At 68.0% G+C, this 23,585-nt stretch carries 23 protein-coding genes; 4 read left to right on the top strand and 19 right to left on the bottom strand.

What is annotated here, in order from left to right; all coding sequences use genetic code 11:
* Nucleotides 1–9: 9 nt before the first annotated feature.
* The 4 genes from AC5RVV_RS13830 to AC5RVV_RS13815 form a co-directional block, all read right to left on the bottom strand.
* Nucleotides 10–984, bottom strand: coding sequence for a 5-oxoprolinase subunit C family protein (locus AC5RVV_RS13830; RefSeq protein ID WP_494001972.1), 975 nt, complete (start codon nucleotides 982–984; stop codon nucleotides 10–12).
* A gap of 3 nt (nucleotides 985–987) precedes the next feature.
* On the bottom strand, nucleotides 988–1,596 hold the full coding sequence (locus AC5RVV_RS13825; protein WP_494001971.1) for a 5-oxoprolinase subunit B family protein: 609 nt from the start codon (nucleotides 1,594–1,596) through the stop codon (nucleotides 988–990).
* A 1-nt stretch (nucleotide 1,597) separates the two neighbouring features.
* Nucleotides 1,598–2,419, bottom strand: coding sequence for a LamB/YcsF family protein (locus AC5RVV_RS13820; RefSeq protein WP_494002339.1), 822 nt, complete (start codon nucleotides 2,417–2,419; stop codon nucleotides 1,598–1,600).
* 68 nt (nucleotides 2,420–2,487) lie between these two features.
* Nucleotides 2,488–3,423 carry a hypothetical protein gene (locus tag AC5RVV_RS13815; protein ID WP_494001970.1) on the bottom strand — a complete coding sequence of 312 codons (936 nt, stop codon included), beginning with the start codon at nucleotides 3,421–3,423 and terminating at the stop codon, nucleotides 2,488–2,490.
* 176 nt (nucleotides 3,424–3,599) lie between these two features.
* Here AC5RVV_RS13815 and AC5RVV_RS13810 point away from each other — a divergent pair, with 176 nt between their 5' ends.
* Nucleotides 3,600–3,848, top strand: coding sequence for a DUF6458 family protein (locus tag AC5RVV_RS13810; RefSeq protein ID WP_494001969.1), 249 nt, complete (start codon nucleotides 3,600–3,602; stop codon nucleotides 3,846–3,848).
* Between the two features lie 67 nt (nucleotides 3,849–3,915).
* On the opposite strand, the gene AC5RVV_RS13805 is transcribed toward AC5RVV_RS13810, so the two are convergent.
* The gene (locus AC5RVV_RS13805; protein WP_494001968.1) at nucleotides 3,916–4,317 is read right to left on the bottom strand and encodes a hypothetical protein; all 402 of its coding nucleotides are present in this window, start codon (nucleotides 4,315–4,317) and stop codon (nucleotides 3,916–3,918) included.
* A gap of 208 nt (nucleotides 4,318–4,525) precedes the next feature.
* Nucleotides 4,526–4,756: a hypothetical protein gene (locus AC5RVV_RS13800; protein WP_494001967.1), complete on the bottom strand. Its 231-nt coding sequence runs from the start codon at nucleotides 4,754–4,756 to the stop codon at nucleotides 4,526–4,528.
* 276 nt (nucleotides 4,757–5,032) lie between these two features.
* On the opposite strand from AC5RVV_RS13800, the gene AC5RVV_RS13795 reads away from it, so the two are divergent.
* Complete coding sequence (locus AC5RVV_RS13795) at nucleotides 5,033–5,488, top strand: hypothetical protein (protein WP_494001966.1); 456 nt, start codon at nucleotides 5,033–5,035, stop codon at nucleotides 5,486–5,488.
* Between the two features lie 41 nt (nucleotides 5,489–5,529).
* Here the strand turns inward: AC5RVV_RS13795 and AC5RVV_RS13790 are convergent, their stop codons facing one another.
* Both AC5RVV_RS13790 and AC5RVV_RS13785 read right to left on the bottom strand, forming a co-directional pair.
* Nucleotides 5,530–5,832, bottom strand: coding sequence for a GNAT family N-acetyltransferase (locus tag AC5RVV_RS13790; RefSeq protein WP_494001965.1), 303 nt, complete (start codon nucleotides 5,830–5,832; stop codon nucleotides 5,530–5,532).
* Nucleotides 5,833–5,897: 65 nt separating this feature from the next.
* Nucleotides 5,898–9,326, bottom strand: coding sequence for a bifunctional proline dehydrogenase/L-glutamate gamma-semialdehyde dehydrogenase (locus AC5RVV_RS13785; protein ID WP_494002338.1), 3,429 nt, complete (start codon nucleotides 9,324–9,326; stop codon nucleotides 5,898–5,900).
* Nucleotides 9,327–9,508: 182 nt separating this feature from the next.
* On the opposite strand from AC5RVV_RS13785, the gene AC5RVV_RS13780 reads away from it, so the two are divergent.
* On the top strand, nucleotides 9,509–10,411 hold the full coding sequence (locus AC5RVV_RS13780) for a LysR substrate-binding domain-containing protein (RefSeq protein ID WP_494002337.1): 903 nt from the start codon (nucleotides 9,509–9,511) through the stop codon (nucleotides 10,409–10,411).
* A 38-nt stretch (nucleotides 10,412–10,449) separates the two neighbouring features.
* Here AC5RVV_RS13780 and AC5RVV_RS13775 read toward each other — a convergent pair whose 3' ends face one another.
* The 9 genes from AC5RVV_RS13775 to AC5RVV_RS13735 all read right to left on the bottom strand — a co-directional run bounded on the left by AC5RVV_RS13775 (nucleotide 10,450) and on the right by AC5RVV_RS13735 (nucleotide 20,382).
* Nucleotides 10,450–11,907 carry a glycosyltransferase family 2 protein gene (locus tag AC5RVV_RS13775; protein WP_494001964.1) on the bottom strand — a complete coding sequence of 486 codons (1,458 nt, stop codon included), beginning with the start codon at nucleotides 11,905–11,907 and terminating at the stop codon, nucleotides 10,450–10,452.
* A gap of 107 nt (nucleotides 11,908–12,014) precedes the next feature.
* On the bottom strand, nucleotides 12,015–12,590 hold the full coding sequence (locus AC5RVV_RS13770) for a hypothetical protein (RefSeq protein ID WP_494001963.1): 576 nt from the start codon (nucleotides 12,588–12,590) through the stop codon (nucleotides 12,015–12,017).
* Between the two features lie 225 nt (nucleotides 12,591–12,815).
* Nucleotides 12,816–14,051, bottom strand: a complete 1,236-nt coding sequence (locus AC5RVV_RS13765) for a saccharopine dehydrogenase family protein (RefSeq protein ID WP_494002336.1) — start codon at nucleotides 14,049–14,051, stop codon at nucleotides 12,816–12,818.
* On the bottom strand, nucleotides 14,051–15,169 hold the full coding sequence (locus tag AC5RVV_RS13760; protein WP_494001962.1) for a C45 family autoproteolytic acyltransferase/hydrolase: 1,119 nt from the start codon (nucleotides 15,167–15,169) through the stop codon (nucleotides 14,051–14,053). The genes AC5RVV_RS13765 and AC5RVV_RS13760 overlap by 1 nt, the downstream gene beginning before the upstream one ends.
* Nucleotides 15,162–16,022: an ABC transporter ATP-binding protein gene (locus AC5RVV_RS13755; RefSeq protein WP_494001961.1), complete on the bottom strand. Its 861-nt coding sequence runs from the start codon at nucleotides 16,020–16,022 to the stop codon at nucleotides 15,162–15,164. Before AC5RVV_RS13755 ends, AC5RVV_RS13760 begins: the two co-directional genes overlap by 8 nt.
* Nucleotides 16,019–16,909, bottom strand: coding sequence for an ABC transporter ATP-binding protein (locus AC5RVV_RS13750; RefSeq protein ID WP_494001960.1), 891 nt, complete (start codon nucleotides 16,907–16,909; stop codon nucleotides 16,019–16,021). Before AC5RVV_RS13750 ends, AC5RVV_RS13755 begins: the two co-directional genes overlap by 4 nt.
* Nucleotides 16,909–17,784: an ABC transporter permease gene (locus tag AC5RVV_RS13745; protein ID WP_494001959.1), complete on the bottom strand. Its 876-nt coding sequence runs from the start codon at nucleotides 17,782–17,784 to the stop codon at nucleotides 16,909–16,911. Before AC5RVV_RS13745 ends, AC5RVV_RS13750 begins: the two co-directional genes overlap by 1 nt.
* Complete coding sequence (locus tag AC5RVV_RS13740) at nucleotides 17,781–18,722, bottom strand: ABC transporter permease (RefSeq protein ID WP_494001958.1); 942 nt, start codon at nucleotides 18,720–18,722, stop codon at nucleotides 17,781–17,783. Before AC5RVV_RS13740 ends, AC5RVV_RS13745 begins: the two co-directional genes overlap by 4 nt.
* Nucleotides 18,723–18,735: 13 nt before the next feature.
* The gene (locus AC5RVV_RS13735; protein WP_494001957.1) at nucleotides 18,736–20,382 is read right to left on the bottom strand and encodes an ABC transporter substrate-binding protein; all 1,647 of its coding nucleotides are present in this window, start codon (nucleotides 20,380–20,382) and stop codon (nucleotides 18,736–18,738) included.
* A gap of 147 nt (nucleotides 20,383–20,529) precedes the next feature.
* Between AC5RVV_RS13735 and AC5RVV_RS13730 the strand changes: the two genes are divergently transcribed.
* Nucleotides 20,530–21,558: a LacI family DNA-binding transcriptional regulator gene (locus AC5RVV_RS13730; protein WP_494001956.1), complete on the top strand. Its 1,029-nt coding sequence runs from the start codon at nucleotides 20,530–20,532 to the stop codon at nucleotides 21,556–21,558.
* Between the two features lie 205 nt (nucleotides 21,559–21,763).
* Here the strand turns inward: AC5RVV_RS13730 and AC5RVV_RS13725 are convergent, their stop codons facing one another.
* Both AC5RVV_RS13725 and ectB read right to left on the bottom strand, forming a co-directional pair.
* A complete protein-coding gene (locus AC5RVV_RS13725) occupies nucleotides 21,764–22,162 on the bottom strand; it encodes an ectoine synthase (RefSeq protein WP_494001955.1) in 399 nt (132 codons plus the stop codon).
* Between the two features lie 51 nt (nucleotides 22,163–22,213).
* Complete coding sequence (gene ectB, locus AC5RVV_RS13720; protein WP_494001954.1) at nucleotides 22,214–23,485, bottom strand: diaminobutyrate--2-oxoglutarate transaminase; 1,272 nt, start codon at nucleotides 23,483–23,485, stop codon at nucleotides 22,214–22,216.
* Between the last annotated feature and the right edge of the window lie 100 nt (nucleotides 23,486–23,585).

The following is a 23,585-nucleotide window of genomic DNA, read 5'->3' as shown; positions in this document are numbered from 1 at the left end:
ACGTCGGGCCTAGCCCGCCCAGAGGAAGCGGATTCGTTGGCCGGGGCGGGCCTGGGCCAGCGCCGGGAGGTCGGCCGCTTCCACCACGGCCGGCACCGGATAGCCGCCGGTCACCGGATGGTCGGCCAGGAACACGGTGGGCAGGCCCGACGGCGGCACCTGCACCGCGCCGGTAACCATGCCTTCGCTGGGCAGTTCCCGGTCGACCGCACGCTGCAGCGGCCGGCCCAGCAGGCGCAGTCCGATCCGGTTGCTCTCGGGGCTGACCGCCCAATGGCCCAGCACCAGGCGCTGGCGGGCGTCGGCGGTAAACCAGTCCAGCCGCGGTCCGGGGCGGAGCCGCACGGTCACAACACTGGCGGGCGGCAGCGGCACCGGCGTCCACCGGGAATCGACGGCGGGCCGTCGTTGGGTGGCGGGTCCTCGGCCCCCGCCGGCGAACGCGGCGGCGGGGTTCGAGCCGGTCCGTCCGGCCGGTGGAACAGCCCCGGTCTGCACCACGTCCCCGTCCCGCAGCGGAGCCGGTCCCATGCCGGAGAGCAGATCCGTGGCCGCCGATCCCATCAGGGTCTCGGCCACGATGCCGCCGGCCACCGCCAAGTAATACCTGAGCCCGGACGCGGCGGGGGCGATCTCCAGCCGCTGGCCGGCACGGACGCGGATGGGCCGGTAAAGATCCGGTTGGTCCTTCCGCGGCCGGCCGGGGCCCGTGGACTTCGCCGCCCCGCTTCCCGGGCCCGTCACCGAAAGTTTGCCCGAGGCCCCGGCCACCGCCACCACCGTGTCGGCGTCGAACCGCAGCACAGCGCCGCCCAGCAGCAACTCCAGCCCCGCCGCGGTGTCGGGGTTACCGACCAGGCGGTTGGCCATGCGCAGTGCCCGGGCGTCCAGTGCGCCGGACGGGCTCAGCCCGATCGCGGCATGACCCGGCCGGCCGAGGTCCTGCACCAGGAGTTGCGGCCCCGCCGTGACAACGGTGATCACCGGCTACACCGCCCTGAACCGCACGCGCGTTCCCGGCGCAATCAGCGCCGGCCGCTCCCGCGCGGAGTCCCACAGCCGCTCATCGGTCCTGCCGATCAGCTGCCAGCCGCCGGGCGACGCGGAGGGGTAGATGCCGGTGAACTCGCCCGCCAAACCCACCGACCCGGCCGGCACCCGCGTCCGCGGTTCGGCCAGCCGCGGTACCTGCAGCGGGTTCCCGGGTGCCGCCAGGTAGGCGAAGCCCGGCGCGAAGCCGGTGAAAGCGGCAATCCATTCGCACTGCTGGTGGCGCCGCACGACGTCCGCCTCGCTCACGCCCAGGATCCGCGCCACCGCCGGCAGGTCCTCCCCCGAGTAGCCCACCTCGACCGTGACCTCGTCCCCGGTGGTGCGTGCGCCGCCGTCGTGCGGCGGGGTCTGTTCCAGCCAGCGGCGGACGACGGCGGCGGCCGCCGGGTCGTCGAAGGTCGCCAGGATGGTGCGGGCCGCGGGAACCAGCTCCGTCACGCCTGGCAGCGGCGCAACCGAGAGTGCGCTGTAGTGCGCCAGGACGTCGTCGAGGGTGTCGAATTCGGCGAGCAGGGCGCCCGCGCCGAAGGGCAGGATCCGCACCCTACCGTCCTGTGGTGCGGGGCCCGGACGGAGAGGGAACGGCTGCCGCGCCGGCGGCGCGGGGATCCCCGGCGGCGGGCGGGCGGTGGCCGGCAGCGTTGCCGGCCGCACCCGTGAAGGGACGCAGCGGAATTCCGGCCGCGGCCAGCCGTTCCCGGACCAGCCGTGCCATCGCCACCGCGCCAGGGGTATCGCCGTGGACGCACAGCGAATCCGCTGCCGCGGCGCGGGCGAAGTTTACGGCCCGGTCGGCGATCTCCTCCAGGTCTTCCAGCAGGGCGCCGGGCTCGCCGCGCGGAATGAGCGTTCCGTCCGCCCGGTAGCCGCGGTCCACGAAAGCCTCCCGGAACACCGGCAGTCCGGCGGCGGCCGCCAGTTCGAGCGCCGCGGATCCGGGCAGCCCGAGGAGGGGAAGCCGCGGCTCGAAGGCGCCGATGGCTTCGACCACCGCCGCGGCCTGGCTGCGGTCGTGGACTATCCGGTTATAGAGCGCGCCGTGCGGTTTCACGTAGGCCACCCGCGCCCCCGCACGCCTGGCGATCCGGTCGAGGGCTGCCAGTTGGTCAGCGACATCGGCGTTCAGGTCGGCCGCGGCGACCTCCAGGCTTCGGCGGCCAAACCCGGCCCGGTCCCGGTAGGAAACGTGCGCGCCCACCGCCACCCCGTGCTCCACGGCGCGGCGGCAGGCGGCCAGCATCGTCCCGTCGTCGCCGGCGTGGTAGCCGCAGGCGATGTTCGCGCTGGTGATCAGCGGAAACATCGCGGCGTCATCGCCCATCAGCCGACCGTCGACCGATTCTCCGAGATCGCTGTTCAGGTCGATCCCCGGCCGGCCCCCCGATTCAGCTCGGACCACATCGCCGTGGCCGGCAGGTCCGGTGCCGGATACCGTCACGGCCCGGTCCCGTCGTCGGGTCCACCGGTGGAGCGGCTGCGGGCATCGCCGTCCTGGTCCCCGGACGCCTCGAGGGCCGGCGGCGCCGTCCGCCTGCGGCCGGGCAGCCTCTCCAGCATCCGGGCGGCGACCCGGCCGGGCACCGCGGGCAGCTCGCCCAGCCGGTACCGGTTGTCGGTCAGGTCCTCCACCAAGGACATCGGCAGCACCAGCGGCGGTTCCCCGAAGGCTGTCCTGGTGGCGTCGATGACGCGCCGGCCCATCACGTGGTTGCCGGCACCACCGACGGCCGCGCCGATGCCGAACGGGACCGCGCGGCCGAGCATCGCCGTCCCCTGCTTGGCCAGCAGTTTGGTCAGGAAGCGCTTCTTCAGGCTGTCCACCAGCGAGCTGACCATGCCGGAGGGCATGCTGCTGCCGACTGCGTTTCCCCAGGCCCGCGACGGGTTTCCGCCGCGCCCGCCGGCCTGCCCGGCGAACTCCTTGATCAGGGAGCTGCCCTCGTCGCCCATCAGGATGGCCATCACCATGGCCTGGGAGCGTTCGGGGTTCTCGGTATCGATGCCATGCAGTTCGGCGATGGACTGGGCGAACAGGGCGGTGGCTTCCAGGAAGCCCACGGTAGCCGCCGCGGAGAGGCCGAGTGCCGCCACCGTGCCCACGCCCGGCACGACGGCGGATGCCCCCACCGCCGCACCGCCGGTGGTCACCGCCGCCAGGTATTTCTTTTCCAACTTCGCGGCCAGCTCGGCCGGCGTCGCGTCCGGGTTCTTGCGCCGCAGCCGGTCCAAGTTGGCCAGCACCAGCGGCCGCTGGACGTCCAGCGCCTTCATGATGCCGGTCGTCACGCCGGGCTTTGGGTTGCCGTGCTTGTCGAAAGCCGCATCGGCGGCGACGCGCATGGCTGGGTTAATCTTTCGTCCTCTGGCCACAAACCCTCCTGGAGCAATCAGCACCGTGATGGTGTTCCGGCCTTAAGCGTAAGTCACGGGTTGCGGGACGTTCCCCAAAACACCAAGTATGCTGACAAAGCACCGCGTACTTCCTGTACGACGGCCGGACGCAGCGACTGCTGCGCCGGCCGCCCAACCTAAAGGAGTTGCTGGCTATGAGAATCGGATCATCAATTGCCTTGATTGCCATCGGCGCAATCCTGGCCTTCGCCGTTGCCGACGTCGTGGATTTCATCGACCTGACGCTGATCGGCTGGATCCTGATGGGTGTAGGCGTGCTCGGCCTGATCATCTCCATCATCATGGCCATGCCGCGCCGCGAGCACCGCGTGACGGAAAGCCGCCGCATCGAGGACCCGAACACGGGCGAAACCATCCGGCGGGACGAAACCCGCGGCCTCTAGGCCCACAGGCTGAGGCAGCCGCTGCACGAGGGCCTCCACGGCCCGCGTGCCGGCCCTGCCTCGACGGTCAGCGCGGTTTTTTGCTGCCCAGCGCCACGAGCGACAGGACAATGCCCGCACCGCACACCAGCGTGGCCAGGTACGCCAGGCCCACGCCGTCCTCGCCGCCCATGCCCAGCGTCAGGCTGAGCGGCAGCCAGAGCACCGCCCAGCCGAGCACTGCGAACAACGGGGCATACCGCTCGCCGCGCGCCGTCCAGCGGTAGGCAAAAACCGCGAGGACAACGACGGCGATGGCTCCGGCCAGGGCGAAGCCCGCCAACGTGCCGCCGCCCTCCGGGTCGTGCCGCGAGCCCAGCGAGAAGGCCGTCATGGTGTCGATGGCCACGACGATGACGCCCACGGCGGTGGCGAACTGCAGGACGTTGCCGGCCTGGATCAGCAACATCCGCCGCACGTCGGGCCTCATGCCGTTTTCCTCCCGTCGCTCCGCCCGCTCAGGGCGCCCTCTCCTGCCACCCTATATAAGGCACAGGGCGATATCAGGCCCAGGGCGCCGCCCAGCGGGCGTTGCCTTCAGGACCGGCCTGCCGCATACACGGTGGCCCGGTTGGACAGGGCAGTGCCCCGGCGGAAACTTCCACCGGGGCACCGGCCGGCGCCCTCGCGGGCAGGTGTTACCAGCGGACCTTTTTCTCGGGCGGACCCTGCCGGCCGCTGGCGTGCTTCGGCTTGTGGCTGTTGCCGATGCTGTGCCAGCCGGCCAGGTCGCCGACGTTGACCGCACGGCGGGAAGCCAGCCTCGCCTGTTGGTCCTCGGTCAGTTTGGCCGCGGCGGCCGGAGCGAGGTGGATGGTTGGTTCACGGGATTCGGCGGGTTGTGTTGCCCGCGGATCGATGTCAGTCATGGCTCTCCTTTGGTATTTTCAGGAGCCTGCCGGGAACTGGTCGCCGCACCGGTCGTCAAGACGGGACGCCACAACACCCGGAGCATCATCCGGGCGTGAGCGGGGGTGGGATCAGGGAACCACTCGCGAGGTACAGCCTCAGCAAGCCTTGTTTGGTTGTCGGCTTGACCGGTCCAAGACCTGGTTACTCGAAAATCAGAATTCCCATGGCGCACAGCCTAACAGCGCCGCCGGGCATCCGGTAGATTCAAGCAAAGGCCGGCGAGAAGGGGGACCATGTCCGCATCACAGTTCGACCAGCGGTACGACTCGATCTACCAGCGCGGCGGCGAATCGGCCGGCACCCCACGGACCGCGACGCTGGCGGCGCCAGCGACGGACCCGCGCGGCGACAACCCCACAGCCCAGTCGACGGGCATCGCCGAAGTCATTCCGCCCGACGCCGTCGTGACGGCGGGGCCGGCAGGTGCGGCACCGATCCGCGGGACGGTCAATCCGTTCCTAGCCGCGATGTGGCTGCTGGGCGTGGGGCTGGTCGGGTTCGGGGTCTGGGGTTCGATCGCACCCCACTTCATTGAGATGGACGCCCTGCTCGGGACCACCGGCATCTACGGGCCGCCCTGGATTTTCGTCTTTAGCTCCGTCGCGCCCATGATCCTGGTCGCCGGGCTGCTCACCGTCGTCGGCACCTTGGCCTTGCATGCCGTGAGCTGGATGCGCCGGCACCCCTGACCCCAGCCCGGCAGCGGAAATCCGGGCTGGCGCGCCGGATCCTATTCTGGGCTTTCGGGCCACTCGACGTGCGGCTCGTACTCCGGGTGCCGGTGCAGCCAGCCCGCGACGTACTCGCAGTACGGCACGATCTTCCTCCCGCCGGCGACCACGTCCTCCAGCGCATGGCCGACCAACCTGCCGGCCAGGCCCTGGCCGGCAAAGTCATCGAACACGCGCGTATGGGTGAACGCCACGGTCCCGCCGTGCGCCTGAATCTCGGTGTACCCGGCCAAGGATCCGGCGGCCAGCACCTCGTAGCGCCTGAGGTCCTCGTTCAGCCGGAAAGAGAGGTCGTCAGCCATAGCCCGAGCCTGACACACGCGGGCGGCGGTGCAAATACACCGCCGCCCACATCGGCTGCCGCCGGCTAGACCAGGCCGTCGGCCAGGTGGTTGGGTGTGCCGAAGCGGTGTGCGGTGATGCTGACGGCCTGCTCGTGCAGGAACGGCAGCATTTCCACCCGGCCGGCTTCGGTCACGTCGTGGGCGTAGACCGCCACATCCGGGCGTCCGCCGGTGGCGACGGCAAGCGCCTTGGCGTCGCCACCAATCAGCCGGATCCGCCCGGCTCCGAGCCGTGGCACCCTGGCCAGCCAGTCGGCGTCGTCCTCCACCACCACGGCAAGGTCCAACTCCGTGGCCACGGCCCGCAGTGCCGCGGGGAGCTCGACGGCGGTGGACACCGTGACCTGGGATCCGGCCCGTACGCCGGCGGCCAGCACGCGGACCAACTTGGCCAGCGGCTCGCCGTCGGACAGCCGGACCGTGACCGGCACGGGCAGGTAGCGGAACACGTTGCGCTCGGCGGTCAGGCCGGACACGTCCTTGGCCGCGCCGAACTCCGCGGCCCAGGCGGCCGCGTCCGAGTGCAGCGAGCGTTCCAGCCCAGCGAGCTCGTCCGCGGGCAGCGCCGGGCCCGCGCGCCGGGCCGCCTCCAACAGCTTCGCGGCCGCGCCCGTGATCTCGGCGGTGGCCGTCGACGGGGCGGTCTCCCAGTCGCCGAGCCCGATCAGGTAGTTCGGTCCGCCGGCCTTGGTTCCGGCTCCCACCGAGGACTTCTTCCAGCCGCCGAAGGGCTGGCGCCGCACGATGGCGCCCGTGATGCCCCGGTTCACGTAGAGGTTGCCGGCCTGGATGTTCTGCAGCCAGTAGTCCAGCTCGTCCCGATCCAGTGAATGCAGGCCCGAGGTCAGGCCGTACTCGATGTCGTTGGTGATGGCGACAGCCTCTTCGAGCGTTTCAGCGGTCATTACCCCGAGGATCGGGCCGAAGAACTCGGTCAGGTGGTAGCGCGAGCCGCGCTTCACCCCGGTGCGCACGCCCGGGCTCCAGAGCTTGCCGGTCTCGTCCAGCTGTTCGGGCCGGATGAGCCAGCTCTCGCCGGCGCCCAGCGTGGTCAGCCCGTCCAGCAGCTTGCCGTCGGCCGGGGCGATGACCGGGCCCATCTGGGTGGCCGGATCCTGCGGATAGCCCACCTTCATCGAGGTGACCGCGTCCACCAATTGGTTGCGGAAGCGCGGCGACGTGGCGGCGGATCCCACCAGGATCACCAGCGAGGCCGCGGAGCACTTCTGCCCGGCATGGCCGAACGCGGAGTAGGCGACGTCCCTGGCGGCCAGGTCGAAGTCGGCGCTGGGGGTGACGATGATGGCGTTCTTGCCCGAGGTCTCGGCCAGCAGCGGCAGGTCCGGGCGGAAAGAGCGGAACAGCTCGGCGGTCTCGTAGGCGCCGGTGAGGATCACGCGGTCCACCTCCGGGTGCGAGATCAGCTGCCGGCCCAGTTCGCGCTCGCCCAGCTGCACCAGCTGCAGCACATCGCGCGGCACCCCGGCTTCATCGAACGCCTCCCACAGCGCTTCCACCATCACGGCCCCGGTGCGGGCCGCCTGCTTGGCAGGCTTGATCACGACGGCGGAGCCCGCGGCCAGCGCCGCGAGGGCGCCTCCGGCGGGGATCGCCGTCGGGAAGTTCCACGGCGGGGTGACCACGGTCAGCCTGGACGGAACGAATTCGGCGCCGTCCACAGTGTCCAGCATGCGCGCCAGCTCGGCGTAGAAGTGCGCGAAGTCGGCGGCCTCGGAAACTTCCGGGTCGCCCTGGTCAAGGGTCTTGCCGGCCTCGGCGGCCATGACCTCCAACAGCCGGGCGCGGCTGGCATTCAGTTTGTCGCCGGCCTTGTGCAGCACCTCGGCACGTTCGGCGCCGCTCATCGCGCCCCAGCTCTTGGACTGCTCGACGGCCGTGGCGATCACCTGCTCCAGCTGCGCCTCATCCTTGACCTCGGCGCCGGCAACGGTGTCGATGCCAAGCCTTGAACCGGGTACGCGGGACAGGATCTCCCGGCCCCAGGCCAGGTTGGCGGGCAGGGACGGATCGGTGTCCGGGATGTTGTCGAAGGAATCGACGGGCCGGGCCGGCTCGGGCTTGGTGCGGTCTTGCTGCCGGTTCGGTTCCGGGACGTCGTCGTCGAGGTTCTCGAGCGAGGCGAGGAAGCGCTGCTTCTCGCGCTCGAAGAGGTGCTCGTTCTTGCTCAGCTCGAAGACTGCGGACATGAAGTTCTCGCTGCTGGCGCCTTCTTCGAGCCGGCGGATCAGGTAGGCGATGGCCACGTCGAACTCGCCGGGGTGGACCACCGGGGTGTAGAGCAGCAGCGACCCGACGTCCTTCTTCACCGCCTCGGCCTGGCCCTGGGCCATGCCCAGCAGCATCTCGAAGTCGATGGCCCCCGCCAGGTGTGCGATGCCGCGCTGCTTGGCCAGCAGCCAGGCGAAGGCGACGTCGAACAGGTTGTGACCGGCGACGCCGATCCGCACGTTGCCGATCCGGTCCGGGTGCAAGGCGTAGTTGATCACGCGCTTGTAGTTGGTGTCCGAGTCCTGCTTGGTTCCCCAGGTGGCCAGCGGCCAGCCGTGCAGCGACGCCTCCACCTGCTCCATGGGCAGGTTGGCTCCCTTGACCACACGCACCTTGATCGCGGCGCCGCCGCGGGCACGGCGGGCCGCGGCCCACTCCTGCAACCGGATCATGGCCTTCAGTGCGTCCGGCAGATAGGCCTGCAGCACGATGCCGGCCTCCAGCTGCTCGAACTCCGGCTTGTCCAGGATCTTGGTGAAGACCGCCATGGTCATCTCCAGGTCCTTGTACTCCTCCATGTCCAGGTTGATGAACTTGGGCTTCGGGGAGTTGGCCGCCTGCCGGTACAGCGGGGCCAGGCTATCGACGACGTGCTCCACGGCCTCGTCGAAGGCCCAGTGCGAGTGCGGGGCCACGGTGGAGGAGACCTTGATGGACACGTAGTCGACGTCGTCGCGGGCCAGCAGGCGTTTGGTGCCTTCGAGCCGGCGTTCCGCCTCGCGGCTGCCCAGGACGGCCTCGCCCAACAGGTTGATGTTCAGCCGGACGTCTTCCCGGCGGATCCTGGCGATGGCCGGGCCCAGCTTGGCATCGGTCGCGTCCACGATCAGGTGGCCCACCATTTCGCGCAGCACCCGCCGGGCCGCCGGAATGACCACGTGCGGGAGGACCGGGGCCATGGTGCCTCCCACGCGCACCGCGGCCCGCATGTACCAGGGCAGGAAGGCCGGAACCTTCGGTGCCAGTGCGGCCAGGTTGCGGGCGGCAACGCGCAGGTCCTCGGGGCGGATCACGCCGTCGACGAATCCCACGGTGAAACCCAGCCCGTTCGGATCATTCAGGACGCCGGCCAGCTGGCGGGCGGAGGCGTCGGCGGGGACTTTCTCGGCCTCGGTCAGCCAGTGGCGGACCAGTTTGATGGAGTCGGCGGCGAGGTCGGCCATCTGCTCATCGGGCAGGTTAGTGGTCTGCACCGGAGCCTCCTTCAGGGCATCGTTCACGGCAGCATCTGTCCCTTCAACGAAATTGCAATGTTCCCTCAGACCAGTATGGAACTAGACTTCGTGAAGCAAAAGCGATCTTTTCCAACCGATAATCATCGGTTTTCCTGATGAATGGAGTTGCCGTGCTGGATGTCCGGAGACTGCGCTTGCTGCGCGAGGTCAAAGTCCGCGGCACCTTGGCGGAGGCGGCCGCCGCGCTGAGCCTGAGCCCGTCATCCGTCTCCCAGCAGCTGACCTTGCTGGAAAAGGAGGCCGGGGTGGCGCTGCTGCGAAAGGCCGGACGCCGGGTGCAGCTCACGCCGCAGGCCGAGATCCTCGTGGTGCACACCGAGTCGCTGCTGTCCACCCTCGAGCAGGCCGAAACGGACTTGGCGGCGTCGCTGACCGCGGTGACCGGAACCGTCCGGCTGGCGGCGTTCCAATCGGCGGCGCTGGCCCTGCTGCCGGAGGCCCTCACCGCCATGCGGCAGCGGCACCCGGACGTGCGGATCGAGATGGTCCAGCGTGAACCGGAGACGGCGCTCTACGAGACCTGGGCGCGCGACTTCGACCTGGTCATCGCCGAGCAGTACCCCGGCCACGCGGCGCCGCACCATCCGGAGCTGGACCGCCAGAAACTGACCAGCGACGCCATCCGGCTCGCGGTACCGCCCGCCGCCGTGGCCGGAACCGCCGTCACCTCGGTCGACGACGCCCGGAGGCTGCCGTGGGTGATGGAGCCGCATGGCGCAGCTTCCCGGCATTGGGCGGAACAGGCGTGCCGCCAGGCCGGATTCGAGCCGGATGTGCGGTATGAGACGGCCGACCTGCAGGCGCAGATCCGGCTGATTGAATCCGGCAATGCGGTGGCGTTCATGCCGGACCTGGTCTGGACCGGCCGGGACACCACCTGCCTGCTGCTGGACCTGCCGGGCCTGCCGCGGCGCACGGTCTTCACCTCGGTCCGCCGCGGCTCTGCCAACCGACCGGCCATCCTGGCGTTCCGGGCAGTCCTGGAGGCAACGGCCCGGGAGATCGCGGCCTGAGGTCCGGGCCGCTCCGGCATCTCCGCTAGTCCCGCGCCCTACGCCGCGGGCTGTTTGCGCTGGTCCAAGCTGAGGTTTCCATGCACCGTGGCGTAGGCGCGCAGGCCTGCGGCAATGAGCGGCAAGCCCTGCTCCGGTGCCAGGATCCTGCGGGCCGGACCTGTTATGCCGTCCAACCGGAGCTGCACGAACAGGTCCACCAGCACCGGGCCCAGGCCTGCCAGTTCACTCCGGGGCAGGACGGCACGGTAGCCGCCGTCGTCGTCCCTGACGTCACAGCCGAGCTCGGTGTCTGTCCCGCGGGCGCGTGCCACCAGCCTGACCGATTCGTACTCCGCCGCCGGTTCGAACACCAACCCGAACGACACGGACTCCCCGTCGAGCCGAGGCCGCAGGGCCCGCGGCGTCGGTTTCAGCGCTTCCTCGGTGGCGGACAGCTTGAGCAGGCCTTCCGCATCCCGTGCCCGGACCAGCTGCGAGCGCTGCCGGTAGGGAAATGACAGCTGCTCCTCCAGCCGTTCCGGAATGTGTTGGTCCACGAAGGCGGCATGGGCCGCCACCCACCGCTGCCGCGTGCCCGGGGACATGGACCGGTAGCGGTCGGGCACGTAGAAACGCAAGAGTTTGCGCCGGTACAGGTCCAGCACCAGAAGTTCGGCCTGTTCTGGGTCCGGATGGTTCTCCCTGATGATCCGCGCGATTTCGGCGACGGATCCGGTGTACCCCTCAGGGATGGCGCGCTCGGAGCTGATGTTGGTTCCGTCGTCGCGGGTGCGGATGAAGTAATAGTCGTAGTCGGCCGCGATCGCGTTCCTCCGGGAGGCCAGATAGCAGCGGGTGAGCATCATGCCGTCTTCCAGCCGGACTTTGCCCTCCGGGAAGCGGATGCCGTGTGTGTCCAGCAGCTCACGCCGGATCAGCTTTTGCGGTGAGAGCGTGCCCAGGATCTTGCGCACGGGCACGTCCGGCACGGTCTCGGTGAACAGCGAAGACTGCACGCGCCGGCCGCCGATTCCGACCATCCGCGGGGCCAGCACATCGACCTGGTGCTTGTCGGCAAAGTCGACCATCCGGCGCAGCGCTTCTGGCCCCAGCTTGTCGTCCGCATCGCAGAAGAAGACGTAATCGGAGCTGCTGGCGGCGATCCCTACGTTGCGGGGCTTTCCCGGCCAGCCGCTGTTCTGTTGGTGGATGACCCGCCAGTTCGGATGCCGCGCGGCGTACTCGTCCAGCAGTTTGCCTCCGCCGTCGGTGGAGCCGTCGTCCACTGCGATCACCTCGAAGAGCGCCTGGTCCAGGTCCTGTGCAACCAGCGATTCCAGCAGTTCCCTCAGGTAGGGCAACGCGTTGAAGACCGGGATCACCACGGCCACCCGCGCGGTCTGCGCACTGGCCGTCGGCCCGGAGTCACTCTCGCGCACGCGAAACTGCCCCGCGCGCGCGGCGATCCGTTTCAGCTTGCGCCGTGCGCCTGCCAGTTTGTCCTTGATGGCCACGCGGTCCCCTTCGATCGGCAGCAGTTAATGCATTCTGCCACTGTGATCGAGCTGAATGACGGTGAGAGGCGAATCGTGACGGGGGGACAGGGTGGTAAGTACTGCTCTCAGCTGTAGAGCGCCAAGAGCGCGGCCTGCTGTCCGCAGATCAAGAGGACGCACAGGACAGCCATCGCAACGGCCGATTTGTTCCAACTGGTGACGACTGCGGGTCCCAGTGGCGGTTCGGAAAGCAGGAGGCTGGACCTGGATCTTGTCCACACGCGGACGAGCGGATGCTGCTCCAGCCCCTGCCGTTGGCCCAAAGAGGTAGTGCGGTCCCATGGGGTTACCGTGGCCGGTCCCACTGACGCACTGTGCTGGTTGCCGGCGGCCCGCGCATTTTGAGGAAAGGGTGCACCCCAGCTTGTGTAGGTCTTGGCCCCGGTCCTGATCCTCACGGCACTGCGTACGCTGACGTCATCAACGACGGCAAAGGGAATGGCGTGGGACCGAAAGCTATTGGTGATGAGAACGGAGTCGTCATCATAGGCAAGGCGTGGAATCCACAGGAAAATGTAGGCGAACGAAGCCGCCAGCAAAGGCCACACTATCCATCGCAGGAGGGATTCTTCCTGCGCCTGGGCGAACAGCAACACGAGCGCCGCCGCAGCGGAGACCCAGATCAGGATTGCTGTCCACATGGCCGACTTTTCCTTGAGCACGCTCCGCTTTGGCTCGGTCCGTGAGTTTGTTGCCATCCGGTATGCCCCGTCCCCTTTGACTGCTGCCGTTACTGCATTCTGCCATCCCTCTCGCCGATGCATGCACGCCGCCGCGGATCGCGGGCGTTGCCCATGGACTTGTCCCAAACCGGGCGGGTAATTCCCGTCTCTAACGGGTTCACCTGCGGCCGGCATGTAGAACTCCTATACCGCTTCCTCCCGCATCCCCCACGGGGAACCGTAGCCCTCGGGTGCGGGCGCCGACATCAGGTCCAGGAAGGGTTTGGCGTCGAACGCCTCCGGGCCCAGGACGCCGGCTCCGCTCCAGAGGCCCGAGGCCAGGAGTTCCAGGGCGATGATCGGGTTCAGCGCCGTCTGCCACACCACGCACTGGCTGCCGTATTCGGCCATGGTGTCGGCGTTGTCGGCGACATGGTAGAGGTAGGTCCGCCGCGGGGCGCCGTCCTTGTCCTCGCCTGTCACCAGGACGCCTGCGCATGTCTTGCCGGTGATCCTGGGCCCGAGCGTGGCCGGATCCGGCAGGCAGGCGGCCACGACGTCCCGCGGGCTCACGGATGTTCCCTTGACGTTGACCGGCGTGGTGGAATCGAGGCCCAGCTTGTGCAGGACCTTGAGCACCTCGATGAATTCATCGCCCAGCCCGTACTTGAAATTGACCTTGCCGGCATCCAGCCACCGGGGCATCAGCAAGACTTCCTCGTGTTCCACGTTGACGCACTCCACGGGGCCGATGCCTTCGGGAAAGTCGAAGACTTCGGGGTCGCTGAAGGGCTCTGTGGTGCTCCAACCGGTCTCGGCGGAATAGATAACCGGCGGGTTGAGGCATTCCTCGATGGTGGTCCAAATGGAGAAGGACGGCGCGAAATCGTATCCCTCGACCTTCAGGTTGGCGCCGTCGCGGACGCCGATCTCGTCGATGACGGAGAACAGGTAGTCCTGGGCGTACCGGGCCAGGACGTCGGAGAGTCCCGGTTCCACGCCTATCCCGACCAGAGCCAGCCGCCCGGCTTCCTCCCACTCAGCGGCCCGCTCGAACTGCTGGTCTCCCAGCTTGACGCCGGTGAGCTCATAGGGTCGTTCCGGGTGCGGCGTGGACAGTGACATTGCCATGTCCAGATAGGTGGCTCCGGCGTCCGCGGCACCCTCGAAGACCGGCATGACGAAACGGGGGTCAACGGCGTTGAGCACGTGGGTGATGCCGTGGTCCCTGATGGCACCGGCAACGGCCTCCCTGCTTGACGCGTCCAGGGCAATCGCGCTGAACCGTCCGCGCCGGCCCTGCGGCAGTGCCTCGACTACGGCTCGGGCCCGTGACGGGTCGTAGTCCGCCAGGACGAAGGCCTCAAAGAATTCCCGCCGGGCGGCAATGCCTGCGGCGGCGCCGCCCACTCCGCCTGCTCCAATACACAGAATCCGCATCATGCTCCCTTGGGGGTGTCTTGGCTGTTGCTGCCGGCAGGCTCGGGACTCAGGCGGAACCAGCTGTTCGCCGTCACGTCGGTGGGCGCGCCCGGTGACGCGAGCAGGGTGCCGGCCGCCGGGTCAATGCCCACGGTTGCCAGGGTCGCCCAGCGGGAGCCCAGGCCGGCACCCGGGATCGGCACGCAGCACAGTTCGGCCCCGTCACCGGGAACCGAGCACAGGTAGGGCACGAGATCCTGCGGCTGACGGGGCTGGAACGCAGCGCTGACCCGCCTGTCCAGCAAGTCGATCCGCTGCTGGGAGTCCGGCTGGTACAGCTCGGTCTTCTCCCCCTTCGCCAGCCTTGGGGCCAGGAAATGGTTGGTGTGCAGCAGGTGACCGCCGGTCGGCTTGATCACCTCGGCCCCCTCGGGGCTGAGCTCCACGATTGCTGCGCCGGCTCTGGTGACCACGGTGATGGCGCTGGAAGTCTTGACCGGTGCGTCGAGGAGTATGTCCACGGCCTCGTCCAGCGTAGCTGCCGCGTGCAGTACCTGCGCGGCTGCGATGTGGACGGGCACCGCCCCCGGACTGTCCTGCCTGTGACCCAGCACGTTCAGGTGCACGCCGACGCCGGCGTCGTTTAGCCCGATCTTGGCGAGGATTCCGTACTCCGTCAGTCCCACGAACCGGCCCTGACTGGTTTCAACCGACTGCAGGTGCCAGGCGGCGGCGAGTTCTTCATGCCAGTCCCAGGTCTGCAAGGAGAAAGGCCGGGCTCCGGCGCTGACGACGGTAGAACACTCCCCCGGCCGGGCCCGTTCCGAGAGGGACAGGATTTCGGTCCGGGCATTAAGGGCGCTGACCTTCCAGACGGGCAGGCCCGCTCCCTCCGCGGTGCCGCGGATCTCGGCCGCCAGGTGCGTCGCCCAGGCTTCAGTGGCGGCCAGGCTGCGGGTGGCTTCCCGCTCCACGATGGTTTCGCTGATGCCGTGGGCCTCGAACAGTTGGCGGTAAACGTCCCAGCAGTCGGCGATACCGCTGCGTCCTTCGGTGCCGCGCTGCACGCCCAGCTGGCGGGGGTCCCCGCCTCGAAGCGTCAGCACCTGCGGGATCGTGCCTGCGGGGTCAGTCAATGTCGTGCTCCTCATTCAATGTCTCGCTGTCGCGGCGCCGCGGCTTCCAGCCGGGCCGCGGCGCGCTGTCGATCAACCGTCGGGTGTACGGGTGTGCCGGGCTGTCGAGGATCTGGTCGGCAGTGCCGGCTTCGACGATGACCCCGCGGCGCATCACCACGATGGAGTGGGCTATCTGGCGCGCCACCGCCAGATCATGCGTGATGAAGAGATAGGTCAGCTGTTTTTCCCGCCGCAGCTGTTCGAGCATCCGCAGGATTTGCGCCTGGACGGTGACGTCCAGCGCGGAGACGGCCTCGTCGAGCACGATGACCCCAGGCGATGCCGCCAGCGCCCGCGCTATGGCCACGCGCTGCTTCTGCCCGCCGGAGAGTTCGTCCGGGAGCGCGGACATGTGGGTTTCGGTCAGTCCGACTTCCCGGAACAACTCGAGGCAGCGTCTGCGTCGTGCTGCCGGGTCCAGGGAGGTGTGGGCCTTCAACACCTCGGCAACCGCCTCGGAGACCGGTAGCCGGCGGTTCAACGACCCCTGCGGGTCTTGGAAGACCATTTGGACGTCCTTTGACCGTTCCCGCCGGATTCGGCGGCTGGTCCGAGGGTTGACCGGTTTGCCGTTGAGGAAGACGGACCCGCTGTCCGGGGTTTCCAGCCCAACGAGCATCCTGGCCAACGTGCTCTTTCCCGAACCCGATTCCCCCACCACCGCCAGGCAGTGTCCGCGCTCGATGGCCAGGGACGCGTCTTTGACGGCGTGGACGTGCGTGCGGTTACGGCCGGAACCAACGGTGAACTTCTTGTTGAGTTTGCTTATGACGACGGCGGGGGCCGTGGGCTGCGTCTGCACGCCGGTCATTGCTTCACCTCTCGGGATGCCTCGCGGCTTGGTGGACCGGGGACGCTTGTCCCGGCACGAGGTCCGGCCTGGGTTTGGGGGTCGGCGCCTGGCCCGGCGTCGATGCGGTGATCCAGGCTGGGCTTGGCCGCGACCAGCTTCCGGGTGTATTCGTGTTCCGGCCGGTTCAGCACCCGGTCTGCGGGGCCGGATTCGACGATCCGGCCGCCCGACATGACGGCGATACGGTCGCACGCCGCCGCGGCCAGGTCCAGGTCGTGGGTCACGAAGATCATCGCCATGCCTGCCTCGGTCCGAGCCTCGTCCAGGATGGCCATGACGTCGGACTGCGTCGTGACATCGAGCGCCGTGGTCGGTTCGTCCGCCAGCAGCAGCTCGGTGCCCCGGGCAACCGCGCCGGCAATGACGACCCGCTGGAGCATGCCGCCGGAGAGCTGGTGCGGGTAGGAACGCAGGCAGCGGGCGACGTTGTGGATGCCCACCTGCTCGAGCACTTCCCCGGAAAGCCGCAGGGCTTCCTGGGCGGTCGCTGCAGGCCTGGCGGCTTGGATGCCTTCCACCAGGAATTTGCTGACCGGCAGCACCGGATTCAGGGCGGCCTGCGGATTCTGGGAGATCATCGAGACGGCACCGGCCCGGAAGGCGCGGAGCCGCTCGCCGGAGTACGCCAGCGTGTCCTCCCCCTTGTAGAGGACCCTGCCGGCAATGTCCGTCCGCGGCGGCAGGGTCTGGAGGATCGTCCGCATGGTCATGGATTTTCCGGAGCCGGACTCCCCCACCAGGCCGACGGACTCGCCCTTCTCCACCACGATGTTGATATCGGACAGCAGCGTCGTCTGGCGGTGCTCCGGCCCGATCTTGACGGTGACGTTCGACAGTTCGAGCATCAGATCCTCCCTGCTGCCCGGCGCCCGCCGAGCTTTTCGCCCAGGAATCCCAGCGCGGCAACGGTCAGCACAATGAGCAGGCCTGCGTAGAGGCTCTCTTGCGGGTAGCCGGCCAGAAGTGAGGACTGGCCGGAGGAAACCATGAGGCCCCAGTCTGCGTCGGGCGGTTGCACACCAAAGCCGAGGTAGGACAGGGCGGCGAGGTCGATCATGCCGTAGCCGAAGTTGATGCTCATTCCCGTCATGACCTGCTGTTTCACGTTCGGCAGCAGGTGCCGCACGGTGATGGAAAACCCGGAAATTCCCTGCAGCTCCGCCGATTTCACATACGGCAGATTCCGCTCGCGCAGGGCCACGCTGCGGATCACCCGGGCGGTATACGGGGTGAAGCCGATCGCCAGGGCAATCACGGCGGTCTCCACTCTCGCGCCGAACACCGCCACCGCCAGCACGGCCAGCAGCAGGTTTGGAAACGCGAACAGGAAATCCAGGACCCTGCTGATGAGGTTGTCCACCCAGCCGCCGAACCAGACGGCGACCAGGGCGAGGGTGCCGCCCATCACGGCGGTGAGCACGGCGACGGCGAGGGCGGCGAGAATGCTGGAGCGGGCGCCTGTGGCGAGCCGGGAGAACAGATCCCGTCCGGCCTGGTCCGTTCCGAGCCAATGCTCGACCCCGGGCGGAAGATAGCGCTCCACGACGTTGCCGGCCGTCGGATCGAACGGTGTGAGGGCCGGCCCGATCAGGGCGAACAGTCCAATGAGCACCACCCAGCCCAGGCAGATGGCCGTCAGGACATCCGGCTTCGACCGGGTCTTCCGGGACGGGCTCCGCTTCAGTGCCCCGGAGCGTCCGGTTTCTTCCAGCGTGCTCATGACGCCGCCCCCAAACGCACCCTCGGATCGATCACGACATAGAGCAAGTCGACGGCCAGGTTGATGAGGCCGAAGGCCACGACCATGATCAACGACACTGCCTGCACCACCGCGAAGTCCTTCTGCTGCACGGCCGCCACCAGCAGTGCGCCGATGCCGTCGAGTGTGAACGCGTACTCGACCACGAAGGCGCCGGCCAGCAAGGCGGCGACGTGGACGCCGGAAACCGTTGATACGGGAAGCATCGAATTGCGCAGGACGTGGCGCCGTATGACGATCCGTTCCAGCACTCCCCGGGACCGCGCCGTCTGGGCGTGCTCGGACTCGCGCTCTTCCTTAACCGCGGTGCGGGTAATGCGCGCGACCACCGCCAGCGAGGGCAGCGCCAACGCCAACGCCGGCAGGGTCAGGTGATGGAGCCTGCCGGCCAGGCCCTCGCCGGAGCCGAAGACCGGAAACCAGCCGAGCATGACCCCGAAGACACTCATCAGCAGCAGGGCCGCGAAGAATGTCGGTACGGCAAAGCCGAGATTCGATCCGAAAAGCACCACGTTCTCCAGCCAGCCCGGCCGAAGTCCGGCCAGGCAACCGAGTCCGATGCCGCCAATCACGATGATCAGCGCGGCGTAGAGGGTGAGGGACAGTGTGGTGGGCAAGCGGCCCGCGATGAGATCGGCGACTTCCTGGCGGTTGGCCAGCGACTGGCCGAAGTCCCCCTGGACAACACCCCACAGCCAGTTGAAGTAGCGGACCAGAAACGGGTCGTCCAGGGAGTACTGCGCCCTGATGGATGCCAGTACCTCCGGCGTCACGGTCCGGCCTTGCACCAGGAACTGCTCGGGGCTTCCTGGTGCAAGGTACAGTCCGCCAAAGACCGCAAAGCTGGAGGCCAACAGGATCGTTCCCAGTGCCAAGAGCCTTTTGACGATATAGATCATGACGGCTTTTTCGTTACTCCGCGGCGCCCAGGTCCGCACCCCAGGGGTAGTAGAGATAGACGAAGGACGCCGGTACGCCCGTCACCCGCTCATTCAGGAAGAGCCGTCCTGCCGGATCGACGATGGGCAGCCAGGGCAGGTCGGCCATGGCCAACGCCTCGATTTCGGCGACCTTCGCGGCACGCTCCGTGTCGTCGGTCAGAACCTCCGCCTCGGCGATGAGTTTCTCAATCTCCGGGTTGCTGTAGTCGGAGAAGTTCTGCGACCCGCCTTCCTTCACAATGGTGCGCAGGAACACCAGGGGATCCGGAACGTCCATGTAATTGGTGGTGACGAAGGCGCCGTGCCCGGCACGGGCCTCGGGATCCGAGAAGAAGGCGCCGAATTGTGCGCTCGGCACGCCCTGGGGCTTGACCGTCAGCCCGATTTCCTGGCCGGCACGCGCCAATTCGGAAATGATGTCCGCGTAGAAGGACCGTTCGCTCGGGTACACGATGGTGATCGGCTCGCTCAGGTCAGCTTCTGCCTCCGCGAGGATTTTCTTGGCCTCCTCGACGTTCGCTTCAACCGGCGGCAGTTTTTCGCGCGCTGCGCTGAAGACGTCGTCGCCGTAAGACCAGCCGCCGTCGGGAATCAGGGACCGGGACGGCATGGCCGTGCCCTCGTACACCGTCTCCGCCAACGCCGAAGTGTTCGCGGCGGTCCACAGTGCCTTCCGCACAGCAGGATCGCCCAGCGGGCCGTCGCCTGTGGCGATGATGGCCGAGAGCTGCAGGGACTTGCCGAGAATCAGCTCGCCGTTGGTCGCCGACTGAAGTTGCGGTACCGCGCTGAGCGGGACGTCGTAGGACCCGTCCACTGCTCCGGACGCGAGCGCGTTGGTGATGGCCGCGGGGTCCACGATGAACTGGATGTCGAGGTTCTGTACGTTGGGCATGCGGTCGCTGTTCCAGTAAGCATCGTTCTTGGCCAGGGAGATGCTCTGGCCGCTGTCCCACTGGTCAACCGAGAAGGGCCCCGTACACATCACGCCCTCCTGCGGGGTGCCGTACGCTTCGCCTGCCTCTTTGCGCTGTGCCTCCTGAACGATGACGCCCAGCGGAGTGGCCATGTAGGAGTTGAACGTGACGTCCGGAGAGCTCAGGCTTACGGTCACTTCGTACTCGCCCGTGGCCTTGATCGATTCGACGTTGCCGCTGACCGCGTCGCTGGCCCAGTAGCTGCCCTCGTCAGGGTCCAGGTGCCGGTTCAGGCTGAAGACCACGTCCTGGGCGGTCATCGGCGTGCCGTCCCAGAAGGTCACGTCATCCCGCAGCTTGTAGATGTACGTCTTGCCGCCGACGTTCTCGAATGATTCGGCAAGGTTGGGTGCGATCGTGTAGTCCGGTTCCATCACCATCAGGCCTTCGCACAGGTTGGCCACGACGGTGTTTTCCGGGTAGTTGAAGGCCTTGATCGGATCCAGTGACGCCGGTTCGCCGAACGGCAGGTTCCAGGTGACGGTATCCAGTTCGCCCGCCGCCGGTTCGGTGGTGGTCTGCAGTTCCCCCAGGCCGCTGCCTGCCTCCGCATCCGGCGCGGCCGCTTTGCCGCCGCCGTTGCTGCACGCGGTCAGCAGCATCGCGAGGGCCACCGACGTGGCCAGCGTGACTTTCTTCATCCTGCAATCCCCTTTGCTTCACAGTGTGTGGTTCCGATGGGACGCTTGCTCTGCGTATTCCAGTAAGCTACGGGGATAAAACCTTTTATATAACGTTTTAGCTGTTCTGTTATGCAACCGTTATGACTTCAATCACGGAGGGCGGACATGCGCCAGCGAGTCACCATCCACGATGTGGCCCGGGAAGCCGGCGTGTCCATCACCGCCGTCTCACACAGCCTGAACAACAAGGGCACGCTGTCGGCCGAAACCCGCGAGCGCGTGCGGCAGACGGCCGAAAGGCTGGGGTACCAGCCCGATCCTATGGCGCGGGGACTGCGCAACAGCCCGATCGGGGTCATTGGACTCATGCTCCGGCCGCTGGATTCGCTCGGAACGTATCGCCCGCACGGCGTGGACTACTTCACCAGGCTCTCCGGGGCCGTTGCCGTGGAGTGCCTGGAGCGCGGGCTGAGCGTCATGCTCGTCCGGGACCTGACGCGGTTGCCGCGCTCCCCGCTCGCCTTGTCGCTGGATGGCTACATCATTGACGATCCGCTCGAGGAGGATCCGGTCATCGACCTGTTAATGGGGCTGGCCGCTCCTTTCGTCACCATTGGACGCGATCCTGCACGGCCCGACTTTCTCGATTGGGTCGGTTCCCACGACTCGGAAGAGACGGAGGCAGTGCTATCCAGGTTCCACCGATCCGGGGCACGCTCCATCTGCCTCATCACCGGCATGGACCGCAACGCCTGGAACCTCGACTCCACGGCGGCCTACCGCAGCTGGGCAGCGCGTCACGGGATGAAGCCACGCATCGCCATCCGGCCGGAGTCCGACGGCGTCGACGGCGGCAGGGCAGCCATGCAGGAACTGCTGGACGCCGGCGGGGAAATGCCGGACGCTGTCTACTGCCTGACCGGGCGGCACGCGCGCGGCGCCCTGGAGGAACTGACGGCCCGGGGCATCGCCGTGCCCGGGCAGGTCCAGCTGATCGCCGGTTCGGATTCAGAACAGTCGCGCAACAGCAGCCCCGCGATCAGCGCCATCGATCTGGAACCGGAGCTCATCGCGGCGGCCGCGGTCAGCCATCTGTCCCGGAAAATGCTCGGGGAGTCCGGTATCCCGGCGAAGCTTTCCGCCAGGCTGATCCTGCGCGAGAGCACACTCGATTCCGGCAGCGACCGGACGTGACGATGGCCCCCCTTCCGCAGGATTCCTGCCGAAGGCGGGCCACCGCCGTCGTCGTTGTCTGCCGTCGATTCCGTGACGGCATTCCGGTGCTACCGCCGGCCGGGGCGAATTCCCGGGCGCGGATGAACTCCGGGCGCGGGGAGTTGGCCGCAAACGCTCCGAGACCCGGTTGGCGAGGTTGCCGGCCGGGCCTCGGCTGTCGGAGTCAGCTTGCCGGCTCGGCCTCGATAAGCGGGTACACGCCGTTCTCGTCGTGGACTTCCCGGCCGGTGACGGGCGGGTTAAACACGCAGGCCATGCGCAGTTCGGTGGTGGCGCGGACCGTGTGCTTCTCGTGCCCGTCCAGCAGGTACATGGTTCCGTCGCGCAGGTCGTGTACTTCGCCCGTGACCTCGTTGGTCAGCGTGCCCTCGCCCTGGACGCAGTAGACGGCCTCGATGTGGTTGGCGTAGTGGAACGTGGAGGTGGTGCCCGCGTAGATCACCGTGTCGTGGAAGGAAAAGCCCACGCCCTCTCCCGCCAGCACCATGCGCCGGCTCCGCCACGTCTCGGACTTAACGTCGCGATCGGTGTCGTTCAGGTCGTTCAGGTTGGTAACAAGCATCGGTACTCCTTGGATAGAAAGTCGGGAAGTTTCGTTGGGGGGCGCCCCGCGCTAGAGGGCTCCGACCAGTTCCGGCACCGCGGTAACGGCGCGGGTCGCGTCGATCAGGATGTCCAGGCCGCGGTCCAGTTCGGCGGCGCTGATGGTCAGGGCCGGCATCAGCTTCACCACTTCACCCTCGGGGCCGGATGTTTCCACCAGCAGCCCGTTGTCGTAGGCCTCGGCGGCGATCTTGCCGGCGGTCTCGTTCTCCGGGAACTTCACCCCGGCGAGCAGGCCGCGGCCGCGCACGCTGGCGCCCTCCACCAGCCCGGCGATCCGCTCCAGCCCCTCGTGCAGCTGCACCGCCCGGGCCTGGATCTGTTTCTGGAACTCGCCGGTCCGCCAGTAGGTCTCCAGCGCCGCCGTGGCCGTCACGAACGCCGGATTGTGCCCGCGGAAGGTGCCGTTGTGCTCGCCGGCTCCCCAGACGTCCAGCTCCGGGCGGAACAGGGTCAGCGCCATCGGCAGGCCGTAGCCGGAGATGGACTTGGACAGGCAGACGATGTCCGGGGTGATCCCGGCTTCCTCGAAGCTGAAGAACGTTCCGGTGCGGCCGCAGCCGGCCTGCACATCGTCGACGATCAGCAGGATCTCGTGCTTCTTGCACAGGTCGGCCAGGCCGCGCAGCCAGCCGGCGCGGGCGGCGTTGAGGCCGCCTTCGCCCTGGACGGTCTCCACGATGATGCCCGCCGGCTTGTCCACGCCCGAGCCGCTGTCTTCCAGCACGCGCTCCAGCCACAGGAAGTCGGCGGTTTCGCCGGAGAAGTAGTCGTCGTAGGGGATTTTGGAGCTGTTGGTCAGCGGGATGCCCGCGCCCCGGCGCTTCATCGAGTTTCCGGTCACCGACAGCGAACCGAGCGTCATGCCGTGGAACGCGTTGGTGAAGGAGAGGATGTGCTGGCGTCCCGTCACCTTGCGGGCCAGCTTCAGGGCGGCCTCAACGGTGTTGGTGCCGGTGGGGCCGGGGAACATGACCTTGTAGTCGAGGTTCCGCGGCTCGAGGATGACCTCTTGGAAGGTCTCCAGGAACGTGCGCTTGGCCGGGGTCTTCATGTCCAGCGAGTGCACGACGGCGCCGCTGGCCAGGTACTCCAGCAGCGGCTGCAGCAGCTTCGGGTTGTTGTGGCCGTAGTTGAGCGCCCCGGCGCCGGAGAAGAAATCCAGGTAGGTGGTCCCGTCCTCGGCGGTCATGGTGCTGCCCTCGGCGCGGGTGAACACGGCGGGCCAGCTGCGGCAGTAGCCGCGAACCTCGGACTCGAGGGTCTCGAAAATGTCAGTCATGGAATACGCTTCCTTCCTCAGTGCGGCAGCGGGCGGCCCCGGGTAGGGGGCAGCACCACAGCAGCCGCAGGTCAATTCATGCGGATGTGCGTTGGTGGAG

This window comes from Arthrobacter sp. MDT2-34-1 (assembly GCF_059091365.1).
Note: the sequence above shows the minus strand (reverse complement) of the source record. Positions and strands in the feature narration are given on the sequence as shown.